The following is an 18,055-nucleotide window of genomic DNA, read 5'->3' as shown; positions in this document are numbered from 1 at the left end:
AGTGTGGGTTAGTTCGTGCGATGATAGGCCCAGAGGAAGGCGCCGCGCGCCGGGACGCGCGGTCGTTAGCGAACGGTTCCGAAACGGTAACGGCCGAGTGTCGGTCTTACGCCTCGCAGAGCGCGCGCAGGGTGGCGGGCACGTCAAGCAATAGCGTGGGTCCCGCTGGCCCCTCGAAGCGCTTGGAAGCACTCAGCGGAAACGGCAGAGGGATTTCCCCTTCCGCAAGGTTGGTCACGGCACCCACGGTGTCCAGGTCAACGACCTGCGGCGCACCAGAAAAACGAAAGCCGCAAGCGCGCTCGTCATGGCTCACGAGGGCGATACTCGTCCGTGCCTGCGGTGCGCCTCCCAGGTTGAGAACCGGATACAGGTCAACTCCCCTGGCTACCGTTCCGCAAAACCACGCCGGAAGAAAGGCGAACGGACGCAGAGAGGAGCCGGGAACGATTTCTTCGATGAAGGCAAAAGGAAGGGCAAGCGGCCCGTGATCAGAGGAAACGGTTACCACGTTTGAGCGCGGCACCAGGTTGGGCCTCGCGCCAATAAGGCTTTCGATCCAGGCGAGGCGGCGTTCATTATCACGCATCTACAACACCACCTTTCAACGCGGCAATCATCAGCACCACGTTGAGCACCAGCCGCGGCGACCCGTCGGCGAGCAGGGCGAACCCCATGCTGTTTACACCTGTCACCTCACGTTCAAGCGTGCGCGGCAGGGGGTGCACCACCACGTGTTCGTACCCGTCGGCTTCGTCGATGAGTAGGGCGGCATGGCCCTCACGGCAACTGAGGAAGCCAACAAGCCGCGGACGCGCGGCGCCCAGAGGCGAATTCTCGGCATTGATAAGAGGGTAGCTCGTACCGTTTTCGCTTTGGTAGCTAAAGCTATTCTCCTTTGGCGTTTTGCTCGTACTGTCTTGCGGCGCGTGGACGTGCTCGGCGCAGAACCGCTCAAAGCGCTCAATCCGAAATGCAGGAATGGCTATCTCGTTGGTACCACATCTCAGAAGCGCCACATCAAGCGCGATAAACGGCACTGGCAAAAACAGCGAGACTTCGACAGTTCCGTGTTCAGTGTTGCGGATGCTGCCATGCCCGCCGCTTTGGTGCAGAATGGAGCTTATTTCCTTCATCTTAAACGCTGTGCCGAAGCGGTCCTCGCTGTCGGCCAGAAAATGGGGCATAAGAACAATCCTGCCGATATCACTTTCGCTGTAGGTTGAAAGGTCGCGCGTGAGCAGGCCTCTTTCTTGGGCAAGCTTGCCGGCCACCTGTGCTTGATAGGCGCGCCCATCATGTTCGCACCGACAGATTACCGTGGCACCGTCGGTTTCTACCGAAACGTGAATGGTGGCTCGTGCTGGCTTACCCGCCGCGCGCCGCTCCTCGGGGCTTTCGATGCTTTCACGTATATAAACCCTGATCAGACGCTTAATTATTTCTTCAAGCGAACCGAGAACGCTCTGGTCAACTTCCAGATCGGTGGCGGTTACCTTAAGCTCCGCTTCCACGTTGAACCGAGTGGCATACGAGGTGGTAAGGGATTGCAGCGAGGCGGTAATTGACTTGAACGGCTGCATACGCGAGCGTGCAACAAGGGTGCGCAATTCGTCGGCAGTCTTTTCCTGTAGAAAGGCCACGTCATCAAGTTCGCGGTCTTCAGGATGTCGTAAGGCGCAGGCGCGCAGCCGACGTCGCACGTCATCGAAGTGAAGCAACTGGCGTACCAACTCGCTGTTGCGCTTGTCGTCACCGCTTTGGAACGCCGGCGAGGGCCGCGTAGCATCGTGCGTCCAGTGCTCGTCCGCCGTTGACAACAGCGCCTCGTACACCGGAATATCGTCCGCGTCGTGTACGAGGGTGCACGTTTCCACGTAGAACGAACTGCGGATGGTCAGCAGCACCTGTTCGGGCTGGGTCGAACAAAAGCGCACGTAGAGCCCATGGTCTCGCAGGTAGGAAATGGTTCCCGTGTCGCCGCCAACATTGTTGGGATAGCACGACACCCGCTCGCACAAACGCGCGATACGCCGGATGATAAGCGAGGCGCGGGTGTTTTCCAAATCGCAGTTGGGCTTGAAGGTGACCTGCGCTATGAGCTCGGGATACCTCATACTAGCGTTCCTCTTCGTGGGCGGCGGGGAGCGCTAAGATGCAGCAGTTCTTGCCCGTTTCTTTTCCGCGGTACAGCGCGCGGTCGATGCGGGCGAAATTTTCCGCGAAGGTGTATTGCGAATCGAATGCACCCACGCCAAACGTCAGCGTGCAGGAAAACTCGCCGTAGCCATCGTTGATGCGGTAGGAGGCCACCTGCGCGCGTATTTTCTCGCACAGACGCAGTGCTTCGGAAGTTCCCATGGAGAACAGCACGATGAGCAGCTCTTCGCCTCCCCAACGAATGACCGGCTGATCTGCAGCGAGGTCGTCCAGAATGTCGGCGATGCAGACGATGGTGATGTCACCTGCGCGATGTCCCCGCGCGTCGTTGATGTTTTTGAAGTCGTCGATGTCGCACAACGCCAGCACAACCGATGTTTCGACCGACCGTTCTTCAATTTCTCGCTCCAGGTACTCGGTCAGGTAGCGGCGGCTGTAGAGGCCGGTCAGCTGATCGCGAAAGGCGAGGCCGCGCAAAAAGGTTAGTTCCTCGCGCAGCCGGGCGTTCTCCTTGTGCAGGCGCGCGTTTTCCTCGTGCAGCTGCGCTAAGGAGTTCGCCTGCTCCGCGGGTGCGGGTGTGGGGACGTGTGCGGATGCGGGGAATGAGTGCGTGGCGGTCATCGGGCGTGCTCATCCTCGCCGCGATTGAACCGATCCATAAGGTGTTGCAGCTCTTCAGCCTGGGAAGACAGTTCCTCCGCAATAACGGCGCTCTCTTCGGCGGAGGCCGAGTTCTCCTGCACGACGTCGGAAAGCCTATCCATGCTTTCGCGAATTTGCGCGACGGCTTCCTGCTGCTGCGTGGAGGTTTCGGCGATGCTCGACATCATGGCTTTCACGTTTTCGGTGGCCTCCACCGCGCCCGTCATGTTGCGCACGGCTTCGTCGATCATGGCCGAGCTGGTTTGAATGCCGGAAATGGTGTGGTCGGCGAGCGTGTCGGCTTCCTTGGATGCGTCGCTCACCTGAGCGGCCAGCCGCCTGATTTCCTCGGCCACAATGGAGAACCCGCGCCCGGCTTCTCCTGCGCGCGCCGCCTCAACCGAGGCGTTCAGGGCCAGGATATTGGTTTGGAATGAGATGTCTTCAATGTTGTTGGCCAGCTGGGAAATGTTCTCGGTATTGCGCTTGATCTGGTCGATTATCTGCGCGGTTCGCGTGATATGGTCGTTTCCGTCGGCCACGGCGGCTAGGACGTCGGTGGTGCTGTTGTTGGCCACCAGCACGCTTTCGGTGTTTTCGCTCACCACTTGGTCGATGTTTTGCACGTTCGTGGCCAGCTCTTCAATGGACATGGCCTGTTCCGCCGAGCCCTGGGCGATGGATTGCGCGCCGTCGGACATTTGTGACGACGAGCGCGTCACCTGTTCGACCGCCTCGCCAATCTTGTCCAGAGTGTTGTGCAAAGAGCGTGCAGTTTGGTTGATAGAGGCGGCCACGGCGCCCAGTTCGTTTTCCGACTCGTATTCGACGGAAGCCGTGAGGTCACCTTGAGCGATGCGCTGGGCGGCTGCCTGCATGGCCAGCGTCGGCTTGGTGATAGCGCGTGCGAGCGCGCGCCACATGAGAACCACCAACAAAAGCGTGATCAGGGCTCCAACGCCCACAATGACCACCGTCTTGATTTCCAGTTCCTGAGAGGTCTGCACGAAGGTGGTGGCGACGGAATTCGCGGTGTCCACAATGTCGTCCGCCAAGCCGGACGTCGTTTCCTTTTGGGGGAGGTAATCGTCGGTGTACAGGTTTGAGGCGCGCTCGTAATCGCCCTGCTTAACGGCCGTGAGCACCTTGTCGCGGACGGCGACCAGCTTGTCGTTTGCCTCGGAGAAACGCTCCAGCAGAGCTGGGTCGGCGGTGAACGTGTTGGATATGAAGGCGAACTCCTGGTTGCGCGCTTCGCTGTACTGCTCGATAGCGGCAAGATTTTTGGTCTGCTGCGCGCTGGCGCTCTCATCGACCAGCTGGCCGAGGCAGTTGGCGGTTTGCTCGATGGCGCTGCGCAACTGCATGGACGACTTCGTCACTTGGAAGGGGCGCTGGTAAAACTCGCTGGTCATGGCGGCGTTGGAGTGGATGGCGTAGAACGCGACACCAGCCGACGTGATGAACAGCACCATGACAACGACATAGGACAGCATGATCATAGTGCCGATACTCATATTCTTAAAGCGTTGCTTCATCGGATGGATGCCTCCTGCTTTCGATAGATCGAATTGCCTTCGTAGGTGAACTTTTCGCGATCTCGTGCAATTTCCGCATGGCCGAGCACGAGAAAACCCTGCGGCTCAAGGTGTCGATGGAGCTGATTGAGAGCCCGCTCTTTCGCATCTTGCGTGAAGTAAATAAGTACATTGCGGCACATGATGAGGTCGTAGGATCCTCTGAGTGCGTTGGCGTCGCCCAGCTTCGCGCTTTGGAACGTTATGCGATTGCGTATGCTTTGGACGACGCGGAATTGCTCCCCTTCGCGAGAAAAGTAGAGCGACTTCCAGAGAAGGGGCACCTTGTCAATGTGTGACGCGGAATAGATGCCGCGGCGGGCCGCCTCCAGTGCGGGTTCGGACACGTCAATCGCGCGGATGGTGACTGGGGGTAGGCTGCGGGAGCGGCTGTACTCTTCCACAAGCATGGAAAGTGTGTAGGCTTCTTCGCCCGTAGAGCAGCCGGCGCAGAGGATTTTCCACGGGCGCTCGGGAATGCGCTGTTCCAGCTCGGGAAACGCCACGTGTTCCAGGAACGAGAACTGCGAACTTTCGCGCATGAAGTAGGTGTAGTGGGTGGTAACAAGGTCGACAAATCGCTGGAACGCGCGCGGGTTCGCGCCGCTTTCAATGAGGTTGAGGTAGGCAGTAAATGAGGGCAGCTCAAGGCGCTCGCGCTCGCGGGTGAGGCGGCATTCAAGCAGAACACGTTTAGCCCTCATCTCAAGTCCGAGCACACGGGAGATAAGGGTGCAGGTTCGTTCGAATTCGGTATCACTCATATGCTGCATAGGGTCTCTTGTGTGCTATTACGTAGGGGCTATTCTGCGAGAATCAGGATAGCACACCCCCGGTCACTATCTTATCTGACTCGCTGTGAATGAAGAGGAAAGAGAAGGTTTTCATGTGCCGCTTGTGGGGGTGCGGGGACGAAAGGCGAGGGGCAGGGGCGAGCGGGCGAAAGCGTGAGGGTTTGCCAATGGGAGGGCGATGGCGGACAATGTGAGCATACACTGTTCGGCACGTGAAGATGAGGCGAATATGGAAGGCGTTCAGGGTGGCCTGGCCTGCACGGGGGATAGCCCGGTGCTGTTTCTGGTGGTGGCACTCGTTGCGGTGGCGCTGATTGCGGTAGTTGTGGCAGTTGTGTTCATGCGGCGCGGACGATGAGTGAATACGGGGAGGCAAATGTGCCCGGTAAGCTGGTGATATGCCCCACGCCCTTGGGGAATTTGGGAGACATAACCGAGCGTGCGCTCACGGCGTTGCGCGCGGCTGATGTGGTGTGCGCGGAGGACACGCGCGTGACGGGTCGGCTTCTGGCCGCGTTTGGGATAGGGAAGCGGCTTGAGCGGTTGGATGAGGCGCTCATAGGCGACCGCGCGGCCGGTATTGTGGGGCGCGTGCTTGATGGTGAAGTGGTGGTGTACTGCTCGGATGCGGGTATGCCGGGCGTGTCGGACCCGGGCTTGCGCCTGGTGCGGGCCGCGCGCGAAGCGGGCGCTGCGGTGGAAGTGTTGCCGGGGCCGACTGCGGTGGCCGCGGCATATGTGGCGAGCGGGTGCGACAACCCGCGCTTCTACTTCGGTGGCTTTCTGCCCCGCAAGGATGTTGAGCGGAGGGCGCTTCTGGAAAGTGTGCGCGCACTGGATGCGGCGCTCGTGTTTTATGAGAGTCCGAACCGCCTGGTAAGTGCCCTGGAGGCGCTGGCTGAGGCGTTCCCGCAGCGCGAGGTGGCGGTATGTCGCGAGCTCACGAAGCTGCACGAGGAAGTGGTGCGCGGCGCAGTGGGTGAGGTGCGCGACGAATTTGCGCGGCGCGTGGCCGAAGCGGGTGACGGACGCGGCGTGAAGGGCGAGATTGTGGTGGTAGTAGACGGCCCGAACGCGGCGGAGGATGCTGCTGCGGCCGAGGATGCTGCCGATGCAGCTCGCATGCGTGCGGCTGAGTTGCGCACTGCGGGTGCGTCGAAGAAGGACATCGCGCGCGCGTTGGCTGACGAGTTTGGCATTGCGCGCAATGCGGCCTATGAGCTGGCCCTTCAGGTGTGAGGTGGCTCGGGTGAAGGGTAGCGGAGGCGAACGCGGCGTGGCTGCCGGGCGCGAGGATGCGGCGCGCGTTGAGGTGTTGGCGCGGCGGCGCTCAGCCCGCGGGCGCGGCACGGTGTTGGGTGTGAGCGAGATAGAGGTGGACGGCTTGCCCGTGCGCCTGGTGCACAAGCGCGTGAAGAACCTGAACCTGCGCGTGAAAGCGCCCGACGGCACGGTGGAGGTATCGGCACCGCCGCACGTATCTGCCCAGTCCGCCGCCTCGTTTGTACGCCAAAAGCGCGCGTGGATTGACGCGAAGCGCGCAGATATTGCCACCTCACCGCGTGCCGAAGCGGCCGCTGCCGACCCCGCCCAGGTGGCGGAGTGGCGTGCCGTCGTTGAGGCGTGCGTGCCCGTGCTGGTGAAAGCGTGGGAGCCCATCATGGGCGTGAAGGCGGGTAAGCTGGCGTATCGCAACATGACCAGCCGTTGGGGTAGTTGCCAGCCGGCCACGGGGCGCATCTGTATCAACGTGCGCCTAGCGCTGTATCCGCCTGAATGCTTGGAGTATGTGGTGGTACATGAGCTCTGTCACCTGCGCGAACGCGGGCATGGGCCGCGCTTTCAGGATCTCATGGACACCTATATGCCCGACTGGCGCGAGCGGCGTGCGAAACTGCGCTAAGCCCGCGTGCCGCGTGCCGCTCGTCGCTCGTCGCCTACACGGTGTGCACGAACGACAGTGCCGCAGGATCAAGCGCCTGCATCCAGGCGATATAGGTGTCGGGATAGTGCGCTACCAGGGCCTCGCCCCAGTCGAGGTAGGCAAGTTCGCCCGCCGCTGCAACAATGCCAAGCGGAGATAGGAAACTGTCAGCCGTCGGCAGGCTTTGCGCCGCGCGCTCTTCAAACGAATCGAGGGACGCCAGCGTGTCGACGCTGCACGTATCGAGGTACCCCGTGTTCTCCAAGTACGCCTGCTGCATGGTGGCGAACGAATCGGCGAAGCGCTCGTCGGTTGCGCTCGGCAGTTCCACCGTGGTGCCGTAGCGACCATAACCCCAGGCCGCAAGCGGTAGCTGCGGCACGAGGTCGGCGGGGTTCACCACGTTGAAGATGCCTTTGTAGGCGGCGGCATCGCGCGTTTCGGCGCGGGTTGAGCCCGGCGCGGCAAACGTGTAGGCATACACGCCGTCAGCGGGCGCAAGAGCGAGGGATGTGCTTGAGCGGTCAACCAGTTCGGCGGCCAGCAAGTTGGCAATGGCGCCGCCGCGGCTGTGACCGGTGATAAGAATGCGCGTGTGAGCAGGGTTTGCGCCGATGTCGCTCAGGTAGGCTTGCAGCGCCGTGAGTACTTCCTGCTCGGCCGTGAGGTAGCCTGCGTGATCAATATCTTCCCCCGACGGATCAAGGAAGGAAAAGTTGCTGACCCATTCAGCACCATACGTGCCGCGCACGCCCACGAACACCAGCGTGTCGGCGTTCGCCGCGTCGAGCGGCTTTTGGGCAAACGTGTAGGCCGCTGAGTTGTGTGTGCCGTTCATCAAGGCTCCCACCTGGTCAACCACCGTACTGCGCAGCGCGTACGACTCCGTGCGCACGTGGCTGAAGCCGAGCGCCCCCAGCGCGCGTTCGGCATAGGGGTACTCAGCGCCGTCGCTGCTATAAAAACGCGATTCCGAGTTACAGACGGCGCTGAGTACGGCACAACTGGTGGCCAGGGAGTGGTTGTAGGAATAGGGGCTGGTGTCGAACCAGGCATCGTTCAGCGTGAGGCTGGTTGACGTACGTCCGGTGGGGTTACCGAAGTTGTTAGCGGCAATTGCCTCACTGCAGTATTCGGCCTGCACGGTGTTGCCGTTAGTGCTGGTTGTAAGAGGGTTTTCGGCAGCTTCTGCCGTGGCGTGCGGAAGGGGAAGCAGGTTGAGCGTGCCTGCGATGAAGCGCACCTGAATGAAGAAGAGCGTTACCAGGAGGAACGCCGCGCACGAAGCCGCGACGACGGCGATCGGGCGAGACGGTTTCGTCATCCCATGCTCCTTTTTCCTACGGCCATTGCTGCTGGTTAGTATAGGGGGCGTAGCGCGGTGGCGTCCGTGCGTTGGCGAACCAACATATTCCTTAAGATTAGGTGTCATGAGATGGTGAGAAATGGCACGGGCGGCAAGGCGGCCGTATTCTTACGCCGCCGCAGGAAGGGCGGTGGGGTTCGGGTTTTCGCGCGCGGTGAGGTAGGCGTCGACGATGCTGGCGGTTTTTAGCTGCTGGTCGGTGTGGGTGATGGTGGCCACGCCGTCGCCGCTTTGGGCGCCGTAATCACCGAAGAGGGCGTGGTTGCCACCGGGAATTTCTACCGTGCGCGCGTCGGGGGGAAGGAGGGGTGCGCTGTCCGCCATCTTGCTGCGGTTGAGCACCTGGTCGTTCGAGCCATATACGGAGATGATGCCCAGGTCGGTGGCCGAAAGATCGCTTGCGGTGTACGCGCCCAAAAGCACGAGGCCCGCCAGCGCGGGGTCGCTTGCATGGGTGGCCGCGTACTGCGCCGCCATGGAGCCACCGAGGGAATGGCCGCCCACCCACCAGCTTTTCACCTGGGGATACGCGTCTCGCACGCGGTCGGCCGCGTCAATGCCGAAGAACGCGAAGTTGAAGGGCATCTCCGTGATAACGGTGAAGTAGCCCTGTTTGGCCAGTTCGCGAGCAAGCGGGGCATAGGCGGTGTATTCAACCTTGGCGCCCGGGTACAGCACGATGCCGGCGGAGGCGTCCGGGTCGCCGAATGCCACGAAGCCGTCGCCCTGGGCGACGGGAATTTCTGGTGTGGAAGTGAGCGCGGCCTGTGCGGACGTGCCAGCGTGGTAGTAGTCGCTCGCGTACACGAGAAACGCTGCCGCGCACACGAACAGGAGCACAGCCAAGGTAGTGAGCACGATGGCCACCCGCCGCGGCCACCGCCGCCGCGGCTGCGCGGGGGCGGAAGCGGGGGAAGCAGCGGCGTCGGGTGCCACACCATTGGACGATGCATACTTAGATGCTGCGCTCTTGGATGTTGAGGCTTCGTTCGCTCTGTCGTCGATGTGTTTCATACTCCGATGATACCAGGTTCCCCTTCACCAAGGCTCCCCATGTTCACCCCACACCACCCCGTCGCCATCCCGCACCCCTTGTGTTTCCCGAGAATGCCAAGTATACTTGGCACTATGACAAGAAAACTTGGCACACGAAGGGGGTTGGGTATGGACAAGAATGAGATCCTCGAGAAGAATCGTAAGGACAATCAGGTGGTTGACGAGCGCTTCCGCATTCTTAATCAGCGCCAGAGCACAGTGTTTATCGCTGCGATGCTGGGCATGTGGCTGGTGCTGTTTCTTTGGAATCTCTTTCGCGGCCTCGATACCAGCCAGGGCGGTGCCATCATGCTGTCGGGCGTTGCGGCCATGGGCTTTTGGCAGTTCTACCAGTACCGTATGAAGAGCGGCCTGTTCTTCGGCGCACTGGCCGCGTTTGGTGCCATCACCTTTGCTGTCAACTATATTATGGCAACGATGTAAGGCCGCGCCATGATAAAGATGCCCTCATTTGGCTTCGATAACGTGCACGACAACGATGGCGAGCTTGAGCTGAAGAACCGCCTCAAAGCCGCTCGCGCCGAAGCAGGACTTTCCCAAACAGAACTGGCCCGCCTGGTAGGTGTGTCGCGCCAAACCATCTCATCCATAGAAACAGGCCTGTTCAATCCCACCGCAAAGTTAGCCCTCGTCCTCTGCATAGCCCTCGACAAAAAATTCGAAGACCTTTTTTATTTCGAGTGAAAAATTGAATCACAACGGGACTGTCACAAAAGTCCCGCTTCACAAAAGTGTGACGCGCTTCGCGCTGGCAAATATGCCAAGAGATGGTCGCCCTCCCTACCACTATGACGAGGGCTTTTCCATGTACAATAAACCTAACTAAAAAGGTAACCTTCGTAGGGGCGCTTCACGAAGCGCCCTCTCCGCCGAAGGCGGAGAAATCAACCTTGACCTGCGTTTTGCACTTCGCGCGAAAGGCGCGCTCTGGGGAACGCTCCTACGGAGGTTATACCTCTTGTAAGATCTCGCCTCCAAGTCAGCCCGCGTCGTAAGGTAAGGAATGCGAGAAAACTCATGGCGTATTAGCTAGCGCGAAAGCGCGTCACACTTTTGTTTGCGGAAAGGCAGGTACCTGTAAAGGTAACTTTTTGTTACGGCTTTCAATAGTGTCAGTACAATTCGTCGTGGGTTCCGCTTCGGACGAATACGGCTACGTTTCCCTCTACTTTATAGATGAGGAGCCAGTCGCTTTTGCGGCCTCCCACATGGAGTTCGCGATAGCCCTGCATGTTCCCCGAAAGCGCGTGGTCGTTGAAGCGGCTTGGAATTGCTTGCGTGTCAGACTCCATCACTGCCTTGATTGCTTCGTTGAGCCCGCTCCCATCCCAATGCTTTTTCTTGCATTTCTTTCGGTCTCGGTTGAATGCTGGCGTGAAGTCCGCATCAAGCATTAGTCTTCCTCGTTGTCGAGCGCTGCCATGAGATCTTCGAAGGAAGAATAGTGAGAGCGGTTGGGGTCGGAAATGATTTGTTCTGCATCTGCCATTGCTGCGCGGGTTTCGGCGTTTGGCTCTTTGTGTGCGGCGGGCATGATGACAAGGTAGGGTTTCGAGTGTTTGAATACCGTGACAGGATTTCCGGTCCGGTTGATGGCTTCACCGATTTTCGAAAAGTTGGCACGTGCCTCCGCTACACTCACAGTGTTCATAGTCATGCGTACTCCTTTCTTTCGACCGTAGTGTACCATAAAAGCGCTATAAATATGTACGTTAATAGAGCGTAAGAAATAGCTTTATTGCAAGCGTTCACGAAGCGTCCAGCATGGTGGCAAAGTTCGTGGTGCTGTCACCCGTGGAACATTCGCGGACGGGGGTGGTGGGGGGTTTGTGGGGGTGGGGGAGTGGTAGAATGGGCGGGTTACTGTTGCGCGCCGTATCATCCGCGAGTCGCGCCCCATTGGTCGACGGCGCACCATTCGCTCCGCGGCCCCGAGCAAAGGAAAGCACCATGTCAAAGGGAACTTACTCGTTCACCACGCCCATCTACTACGTCAATGCGGCCCCGCACCTGGGTACCGCCTACACCACCATCGCGGCCGACACCGTGGCGCGCTACCAGCGCATGAACGGTTACGACGTCGCGTTCGTCACGGGCATGGACGAGCACGGCCAGAAGGTGGCCGACACGGCGGCCGACAAAGGCATGACGCCGCAGGACTGGTGCGACTCCATGGAGCCGGCGTTCCGCGAAGCGTGGGACATGCTCGGCATCACCTATACCGATTTCGTGCGCACCACCGAGCCGCGCCACGCGCGCTCCGTGCGGAAGTTCTGGCAGGACCTGTACGACAAGGGCTGGTGCTACAAGGGCAGCTACGAAGGCTGGTACTGCGTGCATGAGGAAACTTACTACGCCGAAAGCGACCTCGAAAAGAATGACGAGGGCGAACTCGTGTGCCCCGACTGCAAGCGCCCTGTTCAGAAGGCCGGCGGCGAAGAAAACTGGTTCTTCAAACTGTCCGAGTTCCAGGAGCCACTGCTGAAGTTCTACGAGGAGAACCCTGAGTTCATCCGCCCCGAGACGCGCAAGAACGAAATCGTCTCGTTCGTAAAAAGCGGCCTGAAGGACCTCTCCATCAGCCGCTCCACCTTCGACTGGGGCGTGCCGCTGCCGTTTGACGAGGGCCATGTGGCCTACGTGTGGGCCGACGCACTGTTGGCCTACCTCACGGGCATCGGCTACGCTGACGAGGGCGAACGCGCCGGCGAGTTCGACCGCCGTTGGCCCATGCAGTACCACTTTGTGGGCAAGGACATCACACGCTTCCACTGCGTCATCTGGCCGGCCATGCTCATGGCGGCGGGGATGCCCATCACGCACACTGTGTTCGGCCACGGCTTCTTGCTCACCAAGGGCGAGAAAATGTCGAAGTCGAAGGGCAATGCGCTCAAGCCCGCCGACCTCGTGCGCGTGTTCGGTGTGGACGCGTATCGGTACTACTTTATGAGCGACGTGCAGTTTGGCGCGGACGGCTCCATCTCGCTGGAGCGCATGGTGCAGGTGTACAATGCCGACTTGGCCAACACCTGGGGAAACCTGTGCAGCCGCGTGTTCAACATGACGAAGAAGTACTTCGACTCGCAGGTGCCGGAGGTGCCCGCCGACGTGCTGGCGAAGGAGAACCCGCTGCGCGCCATTTCCGACGAGCTGTATGCGGAATACGATGCCGCCCTGAGTGCCGCCGACTTCACGCGCGCGGCCGCTGCGGTGCAGAAGTTGGCCAGTCGCGTGAACCTGTACGTTGAGGAAAGCGCCCCGTGGAACCTCGCGAAGAGCGAGGAAACGGCAGGGGAACTGGCCGAAGTTATCTATAACGCGCTTGAGGCCATCCGCATTATCGCGCTGTATATGGCACCGCTCATGCCCAACACGTCGGCCGAGGTGTTCCGCCGTCTGAGCCTGGGTGCGGTGACGGACGTGGCCGACATCGAGGCTGCTACCGCTTGGGGCCAGCTGCCCTCCGGCAACCAGGTGGAAATTGGCGACCCCCTGTTCCCGCGCCTGGACATGGACGCGGTGGACCTCAGCATGGAATAGAGAGGTAGCCTGTCATGCCCTCATTCGACGAGCCGGTTTTTCGCGACACCCTATTCCACCGCAAGCGCAAGCACGACAAGTGGGACATCGTGGACGCGCCCACGTTGGAGGCGCCCGTGGCTGACACGCACACGCACCTGCAGCTTTTGCCCGATCCGGCGCTGTCGCTGGCTCGAGCGGCGGCGAATGGCGTGGTGTTCGTGTGCACCATTTCGGATGTGTACGAAGATGGCGCGGTCACGTTTGACCAGCTAGGGGAGTGGGAACACGCGGCCGGAGTGAACATCGGTCAGCTTGTTCATCGGTGTTGAGGAACGCCCTGCCCGCGCGTGCCGCGGGTTCGCATTGCAACGGGGTGTCACCCGCATAACGCCAAGCACTACGACGACGCGCTTGAAGCTACGCTGCGCGAGCGGCTGGCCGACTCGCGCGTGGCAGCGGTGGGTGAGATTGGGCTGGACTTTCATTACGACTTCTCGCCGCGTGACGATCAGCGTCGGGCGTTTCGCCGTCAGCTGCAGGTGGCAAAAGAGTGTGGGATGCCGGTGATTCTGCATGTGCGTGAGGCGCATGACGAGGCGCTGGCCATTATGCGCGAAGAGGGATGGCCGGAGGCGGGTACGCTGCTGCACTGCTTCAACCTGGATTGGGAGACGCTGGAGCCGTGGGTGGAGGCTGGTTGCTACGTGGCATTTGGCGGGCCGCTCACCTTTAAGAAAGCCGATGAGACGCGCGAGGCGGCTAGGCAGGTGCCGCTGAATCGCCTGCTCACCGAGACGGATGCGCCCTACATGACGCCTGAGCCGTTGCGGGGAATGATGTGCGGGCCCGAGCACGTGGTGTTCACGGCTGAGCGGCTGGCCGAGGTGCGCGGGTGTGCTCCGGGTGTGGAACGCGCCGACTTCCTGCGTACGATCAGGGGGAACGCGCGTGATTTGCTGGATCGCGAGCCGACGGCCTGGCAGCGCGAGGCCGCTGCGTCGTTTTACGCGGCGGCGTTTGATGCCGTTCAGGGTGACGAGTCACCGTGCGGTGCTGCTGATGCGGTTCCTGACGCGGCCACCGACGAACTATAAGGAGTAGTAACCGATATGAATCGCCTGATCATTGTGGGATCCCCGCGCCCAAACGGCCGAAGTGCAGCTCTGGCTGATATGCTGTTTGAGGCCTGCATCGAAGAGTATCCCGCTGATGAGGTGGCGCTTGCGCCGGTGTCCATGCTGGAGGTGCAGCCCTGTTCGGGTTGCGATTCCTGTCGTTATAGCGAGGCGCCGGCGGAGGGCGAACCCGGCCGCTGTGCCATTGATGACGATATGGCGGACGTGTACGAACTGATTGACGCTGCGGATGAGCTGGTAGTGGTGTCGCCGGTGTACTTCGCCGGGCCTCCGGCGCAGCTGAAAGCCCTCCTCGATCGTCTGCAGCCGTATTTTTGGACGCCAGCGCGCACGCGTCCCAAGCGCCCAGCCACGCTGCACGTGGTGGGCGAAGGCGGCGATCCGCACGGCTTCGACCCCCTGGTAGGCATCGTGCGCTCGGCGCTGGCCGGCGCGGGCTTTCAACTTGAACGCGTGCTGGACTGGGTCGGCAAGATTGACGAAGACGGCGAGATCGTGGCCGAGGCTGAGGAACACCTGTTGGGGGAAGCAGATAGCCGCGATGCGGGCAGTAGCGAGACGCCAGCGCGTTCGCGCGATGAGGTTCCTGAGCAGGCATCGGCCGCTTCGTCGCGCCCTGTGCTGAGCGTGTCTCCCGGGGGCAAAGCCGCGAAGGGACACAAGACAAACAAGCCGTCTTCGTCTCCGGCGAAGGGGGAGAGTCGTCCCCGACAGGGAGGCACGCAGCAGGGCGGCAGCTCCAAGCAGGGGCGCTCCAACAAAAATTCTGGTGCGAGCGGCGCGAAGCGGAACGGCAAGCGCCGTGGATAAGCTTTCGCCTCTCGCAAGCCCCACTGCCACACGCGCAGTGCTGGAGGCGCATGGCCTCACGACGAAGTATTCGCTCGGGCAAAACTTCCTGATCAACGATGCCATTCTGCAAAAGATTGTTGCGCTGGCGGAAGCGGGTCCCACCGACCGTGTGCTGGAAGTGGGTCCGGGTATTGGCACGCTCACCGTTGCGCTGCTTAAGCATGTGAGCCAGGTGACCTCGGTTGAGCGCGACCCCGATCTGCCCGCCGTGCTTGCTGAAACGCTTACGCCATGGGCCGACCGCTTCACGCTCGTTGAAAAAGATGCGCTTGATTTGACGACCGCTGACCTTCCGTATGAGCCTACTAAGTTGGTGGCCAACCTGCCCTACGCCGTGGCTGCCACCGTGGTGCTCGATTACTTCGAACACTTCCCCAGTATTACCAGCGCGACGGTCATGGTGCAAAAAGAGGTGGCCGATCGCATGGCGGCAACGCCCGGTTCCAAGAACTACGGCGCCTATACGGTGAAGTTGCGCCTGTTTGCTGAACCTGCTGGTCGTTTCGCCGTGGGTCCCGGCAACTTCTTCCCGCCGCCGCGTGTGGAAAGTGCCGTGTTGCGCCTCAACAGGCGTGCTGCCTGGGACGATGCGGGTACGCCGCTTTCTCCCGAAGAGATGCAAGCCACCTGTCGTATGGCCGAGGCAGGTTTCGCGAACCGCCGCAAGACGCTGTCGAATTCCTGCAAGACGTACTTTGCCGCTCGCGGCGCAGAGGGCGCGCGCATTGCCGCTGAACTGCCCCGGCTCTTCGAACAAGCAGGCATCGACCCCACACGTCGGGGGGAAACGCTCAACCTCGAGGAATTCATTTGCCTTGGCCGTGCCCTGAGCGCATTCGAAAGCTAGGAAACCCGCCGCGTTCTCTTCGCCACGCTCTACCTCAAACACACGCCGAATAACCTGCCACCGACTTATGGTTAGCGAAAAGTAACATATCCGTGCAGATTCTGTAGAGACTTGACCGAGGTGGTATAATGCCGCTTTGTGATTTCTGTATAACGGCACACGCGAGAAAGAGTGAGCATGGATTTAGCGAAACAAGCAAAAATCGTCGACTCCATCCATGATACGTTAGACGACTTCGTCGGTCAACGCCTGAAAGTGCGCGCCAACATGGGACGCTCGAAAATTGTCGAGAGCGAAGGCGTTCTCATGCAGGTGCACCCCCAGCTGTTCATCATGGAGGTCGACCGCAAGCGCGGACGCACCGCCCGTCAGTCCTACCAGTACGTCGATGTTCTCACGGGCATGGTTGAGCTGTCGCAGAACGGCGAGCCCCTGTTCGAGCCCTTCGTCCCCGAGAACCCCCTGGCCGACCAGGCCCCCCTCGAGGAAAGCCTCGAAGAGGAAACGGTGCTTTCTTAAACCGAAAGGCCATAGCGCTAAACGAACGGGCACCGCACATCACGCGGTGCCCGTTTTGTTTGTTTGAATGGGTCGGTGGCTAGATACAATAAAGATAAACGGGCCCGTTATGTCTCGTGAACCGTGCCTTCGTTGTCGACGAAGTAGGCCGCGAGGATGGCTGGGTGCTTTCGTGCGAAGGCGATGCCGCGTTCGATGCCGAGCGCAAGGAGGGTGGTGGAATAGCCCTCTGCGTCGAGGGAGCGCTGCGCAACCACGGTGGCGCCGGCGGCATCGGTGTCTGCGGGGTAGCCCGTTTGCGGGTTGAGAATGTGGTGGTAGCGCTGCCCGTTGTGTGTGAAGTAGCGCTCGTAGATACCGCTGGTCACGGCAGAGGCGTTGCGCACAGCCACGGAGCCAACAACGCCCTCTTTGTTGTGCGGGTCTTGCAGTCCAATGCGCCACGGGGAGCCGTCTGGCTTTTGGCCGTGGGCTGCCACATTGCCGCCCAAATTCACGATGAACGCGTCCAACCTGTGCGCCGCTAGCAGTTCGGTGAGCCTATCGGCAATCCACCCTTTCGCGATGCCGCCGACATCGACGGCGGCCTCCGGGTCGCTCAGCTGGGCAAACGCCTGCATAGGTGCACCTTCATGCCCACCTTCGCGCAGGTTCGCACCCAGCGGCTCTTCCCATACGCGCAGCGCGCGCCAGTCCACATGCGCGAGTGCCTCGTCGATGCGCGCCTGCGTGGGCACAATGCCCTCGTGGAAATCCCAGAGGCGAACGAGCGGTCCCACCGTAATGTCAAAGCACCCCTCGCTGTCGGCGCAGTAGCCTTGAGCCGCACGCAACAGCTCAGCGGTGTCGCGCGCAATGGCGACAGGCGCACCGCCTGCCGCGTTGATCCGTGCGATGTCTGAGTGAGGAAGCGTGCGCGAGTAGCGGCGCTCAAACGTGCGGCAGGCACCGCGCGCTTCGGCAAACGCGGCGCGGCACACAGCTTCGTCGCCAAACGCCTGCAGCGTGACAACGGTGTTGAACGCGTAGAAAAGTTCCGTCACCATGCCACGCTCATCCGGCCCAAGGGTTTGGACCGTGTCTTCAAGCGGAATGACATCTTCGATTCCGTAATTTTCTCCGGCGGTTTTCATGGCTCCACAGTATACGGCACCACACATCCGAACGCGCACGTGATGCGTGAAGCAGCGCGCAGCAGCAAAATAGACGCCCGAAGCGGAAAGCGCGCCCTGCCGATGTGTCGGCAGGGCGCGCGCTGCTATGGGGGAGATTCAGCCCTTAGGGAAGGGGTGGCGAAGAAGGGCTTTCGGCATGTTCCGAAGGAGACGCCTGGTTGGAGTTTGAAGCCAGGGCTTGCCGGGCGGCTGCTGCACTTTCAGCAACAGCGTGCAAAAGCTCGTCGCGCAGGCATACCGTCTCTTCGGGTGTGGTAGTCAGCGAGAAGAGGGAGCCTATGGTGTCGCTCAAATACGCATGCTCGAAACGTTCGTGCTCGGGTGTGATCTGGACGGACATGTCGATAGAGTCGCTTTCCCTTTGATGAGGTTTCGGTTTACCGGATCGATGAATGACACGACACGGTCCCGACCTGCTGCGGGGGGGGGTGGCGTCTTCGTCTTCTTCACCGCTCTCGTCATCGTCGTCCGCTTCGTCGTCGGCG

General features: G+C 60.8%; 22 protein-coding genes. 11 read left to right on the top strand and 11 right to left on the bottom strand.

Going from position 1 to position 18,055, the window contains the following annotated elements; translation table 11 throughout:
- Window positions 1-106: 106 nt before the first annotated feature.
- Genes QNJ86_RS03130 through QNJ86_RS03110 form a run of 5 tightly spaced genes read right to left on the bottom strand, consistent with a single transcriptional unit; the run spans window position 107 to window position 5,152 of the window.
- The gene (locus QNJ86_RS03130) at window positions 107-589 is read right to left on the bottom strand and encodes a CheW domain-containing protein (protein WP_283831128.1); all 483 of its coding nucleotides are present in this window, start codon (window positions 587-589) and stop codon (window positions 107-109) included.
- The gene (locus QNJ86_RS03125; RefSeq protein ID WP_283831127.1) at window positions 582-2,117 is read right to left on the bottom strand and encodes a hypothetical protein; all 1,536 of its coding nucleotides are present in this window, start codon (window positions 2,115-2,117) and stop codon (window positions 582-584) included. Before QNJ86_RS03125 ends, QNJ86_RS03130 begins: the two co-directional genes overlap by 8 nt.
- A gap of 1 nt (window position 2,118) precedes the next feature.
- Window positions 2,119-2,781, bottom strand: coding sequence for a GGDEF domain-containing protein (locus QNJ86_RS03120; protein WP_283831126.1), 663 nt, complete (start codon window positions 2,779-2,781; stop codon window positions 2,119-2,121).
- Window positions 2,778-4,340, bottom strand: a complete 1,563-nt coding sequence (locus QNJ86_RS03115; RefSeq protein ID WP_283831125.1) for a methyl-accepting chemotaxis protein — start codon at window positions 4,338-4,340, stop codon at window positions 2,778-2,780. Before QNJ86_RS03115 ends, QNJ86_RS03120 begins: the two co-directional genes overlap by 4 nt.
- Window positions 4,337-5,152 (bottom strand): CheR family methyltransferase, encoded by an 816-nt coding sequence (locus QNJ86_RS03110; RefSeq protein ID WP_283831124.1) that lies wholly within the window; start codon window positions 5,150-5,152, stop codon window positions 4,337-4,339. Before QNJ86_RS03110 ends, QNJ86_RS03115 begins: the two co-directional genes overlap by 4 nt.
- Window positions 5,153-5,402: 250 nt before the next feature.
- Between QNJ86_RS03110 and QNJ86_RS03105 the strand changes: the two genes are divergently transcribed.
- From QNJ86_RS03105 to QNJ86_RS03095, 3 genes are read left to right on the top strand one after another with little or no spacing between them, the layout of a single operon-like run.
- On the top strand, window positions 5,403-5,531 hold the full coding sequence (locus tag QNJ86_RS03105; protein WP_283831123.1) for a hypothetical protein: 129 nt from the start codon (window positions 5,403-5,405) through the stop codon (window positions 5,529-5,531).
- Window positions 5,532-5,551: 20 nt separating this feature from the next.
- Entirely contained in the window at window positions 5,552-6,412 is an 861-nt protein-coding gene (gene rsmI / locus QNJ86_RS03100) for a 16S rRNA (cytidine(1402)-2'-O)-methyltransferase (RefSeq protein WP_283831199.1), read from the top strand.
- A gap of 10 nt (window positions 6,413-6,422) precedes the next feature.
- Window positions 6,423-7,076, top strand: a complete 654-nt coding sequence (locus QNJ86_RS03095) for a M48 family metallopeptidase (protein WP_283831122.1) — start codon at window positions 6,423-6,425, stop codon at window positions 7,074-7,076.
- 34 nt (window positions 7,077-7,110) lie between these two features.
- On the opposite strand, the gene QNJ86_RS03090 is transcribed toward QNJ86_RS03095, so the two are convergent.
- Both QNJ86_RS03090 and QNJ86_RS03085 read right to left on the bottom strand, forming a co-directional pair.
- A complete protein-coding gene (locus QNJ86_RS03090; RefSeq protein ID WP_283831121.1) occupies window positions 7,111-8,421 on the bottom strand; it encodes a lipase family protein in 1,311 nt (436 codons plus the stop codon).
- Window positions 8,422-8,571: 150 nt separating this feature from the next.
- On the bottom strand, window positions 8,572-9,477 hold the full coding sequence (locus QNJ86_RS03085) for an alpha/beta fold hydrolase (protein ID WP_283831120.1): 906 nt from the start codon (window positions 9,475-9,477) through the stop codon (window positions 8,572-8,574).
- A gap of 150 nt (window positions 9,478-9,627) precedes the next feature.
- Between QNJ86_RS03085 and QNJ86_RS03080 the strand changes: the two genes are divergently transcribed.
- Complete coding sequence (locus QNJ86_RS03080; RefSeq protein ID WP_283831119.1) at window positions 9,628-9,942, top strand: DUF6442 family protein; 315 nt, start codon at window positions 9,628-9,630, stop codon at window positions 9,940-9,942.
- A gap of 9 nt (window positions 9,943-9,951) precedes the next feature.
- Window positions 9,952-10,203 carry a helix-turn-helix transcriptional regulator gene (locus QNJ86_RS03075; RefSeq protein ID WP_283831118.1) on the top strand — a complete coding sequence of 84 codons (252 nt, stop codon included), beginning with the start codon at window positions 9,952-9,954 and terminating at the stop codon, window positions 10,201-10,203.
- A gap of 428 nt (window positions 10,204-10,631) precedes the next feature.
- On the opposite strand, the gene QNJ86_RS03070 is transcribed toward QNJ86_RS03075, so the two are convergent.
- Both QNJ86_RS03070 and QNJ86_RS03065 read right to left on the bottom strand, forming a co-directional pair.
- Window positions 10,632-10,913, bottom strand: coding sequence for a type II toxin-antitoxin system RelE/ParE family toxin (locus QNJ86_RS03070; RefSeq protein ID WP_283831117.1), 282 nt, complete (start codon window positions 10,911-10,913; stop codon window positions 10,632-10,634).
- A complete protein-coding gene (locus tag QNJ86_RS03065; protein ID WP_283831115.1) occupies window positions 10,913-11,176 on the bottom strand; it encodes a type II toxin-antitoxin system prevent-host-death family antitoxin in 264 nt (87 codons plus the stop codon). The genes QNJ86_RS03070 and QNJ86_RS03065 overlap by 1 nt, the downstream gene beginning before the upstream one ends.
- Before the next feature lie 293 nt (window positions 11,177-11,469).
- Between QNJ86_RS03065 and metG the strand changes: the two genes are divergently transcribed.
- The 6 genes from metG (at window position 11,470) to QNJ86_RS03035 (ending at window position 16,395) form a co-directional block, all read left to right on the top strand.
- Window positions 11,470-13,059: a methionine--tRNA ligase gene (gene metG, locus QNJ86_RS03060; RefSeq protein WP_283831114.1), complete on the top strand. Its 1,590-nt coding sequence runs from the start codon at window positions 11,470-11,472 to the stop codon at window positions 13,057-13,059.
- Window positions 13,060-13,073: 14 nt separating this feature from the next.
- Window positions 13,074-13,370: a nitrate ABC transporter substrate-binding protein gene (locus QNJ86_RS03055; RefSeq protein WP_283831113.1), complete on the top strand. Its 297-nt coding sequence runs from the start codon at window positions 13,074-13,076 to the stop codon at window positions 13,368-13,370.
- Window positions 13,371-13,388: 18 nt separating this feature from the next.
- Window positions 13,389-14,135: a TatD family hydrolase gene (locus QNJ86_RS03050; RefSeq protein ID WP_283831111.1), complete on the top strand. Its 747-nt coding sequence runs from the start codon at window positions 13,389-13,391 to the stop codon at window positions 14,133-14,135.
- A 15-nt stretch (window positions 14,136-14,150) separates the two neighbouring features.
- Window positions 14,151-14,987 carry a flavodoxin family protein gene (locus tag QNJ86_RS03045; protein ID WP_283831110.1) on the top strand — a complete coding sequence of 279 codons (837 nt, stop codon included), beginning with the start codon at window positions 14,151-14,153 and terminating at the stop codon, window positions 14,985-14,987.
- Window positions 14,980-15,876: a 16S rRNA (adenine(1518)-N(6)/adenine(1519)-N(6))-dimethyltransferase RsmA gene (rsmA, locus tag QNJ86_RS03040; RefSeq protein ID WP_283831109.1), complete on the top strand. Its 897-nt coding sequence runs from the start codon at window positions 14,980-14,982 to the stop codon at window positions 15,874-15,876. Before QNJ86_RS03045 ends, rsmA begins: the two co-directional genes overlap by 8 nt.
- A gap of 177 nt (window positions 15,877-16,053) precedes the next feature.
- A complete protein-coding gene (locus QNJ86_RS03035; RefSeq protein ID WP_283831108.1) occupies window positions 16,054-16,395 on the top strand; it encodes a Veg family protein in 342 nt (113 codons plus the stop codon).
- A gap of 107 nt (window positions 16,396-16,502) precedes the next feature.
- Here QNJ86_RS03035 and QNJ86_RS03030 read toward each other — a convergent pair whose 3' ends face one another.
- Both QNJ86_RS03030 and QNJ86_RS03025 read right to left on the bottom strand, forming a co-directional pair.
- The gene (locus tag QNJ86_RS03030; RefSeq protein WP_283831107.1) at window positions 16,503-17,528 is read right to left on the bottom strand and encodes an FAD:protein FMN transferase; all 1,026 of its coding nucleotides are present in this window, start codon (window positions 17,526-17,528) and stop codon (window positions 16,503-16,505) included.
- A 145-nt stretch (window positions 17,529-17,673) separates the two neighbouring features.
- The coding region (locus QNJ86_RS03025) for a hypothetical protein (RefSeq protein ID WP_283831106.1) at window positions 17,674-18,055 on the bottom strand (382 nt) is incomplete at its 5' end.

The organism is Gordonibacter faecis, from assembly GCF_030077735.1.
GTDB lineage: Bacteria > Actinomycetota > Coriobacteriia > Coriobacteriales > Eggerthellaceae > Gordonibacter > Gordonibacter faecis.
This window is presented reverse-complemented; position numbering and strand designations above follow the sequence as displayed.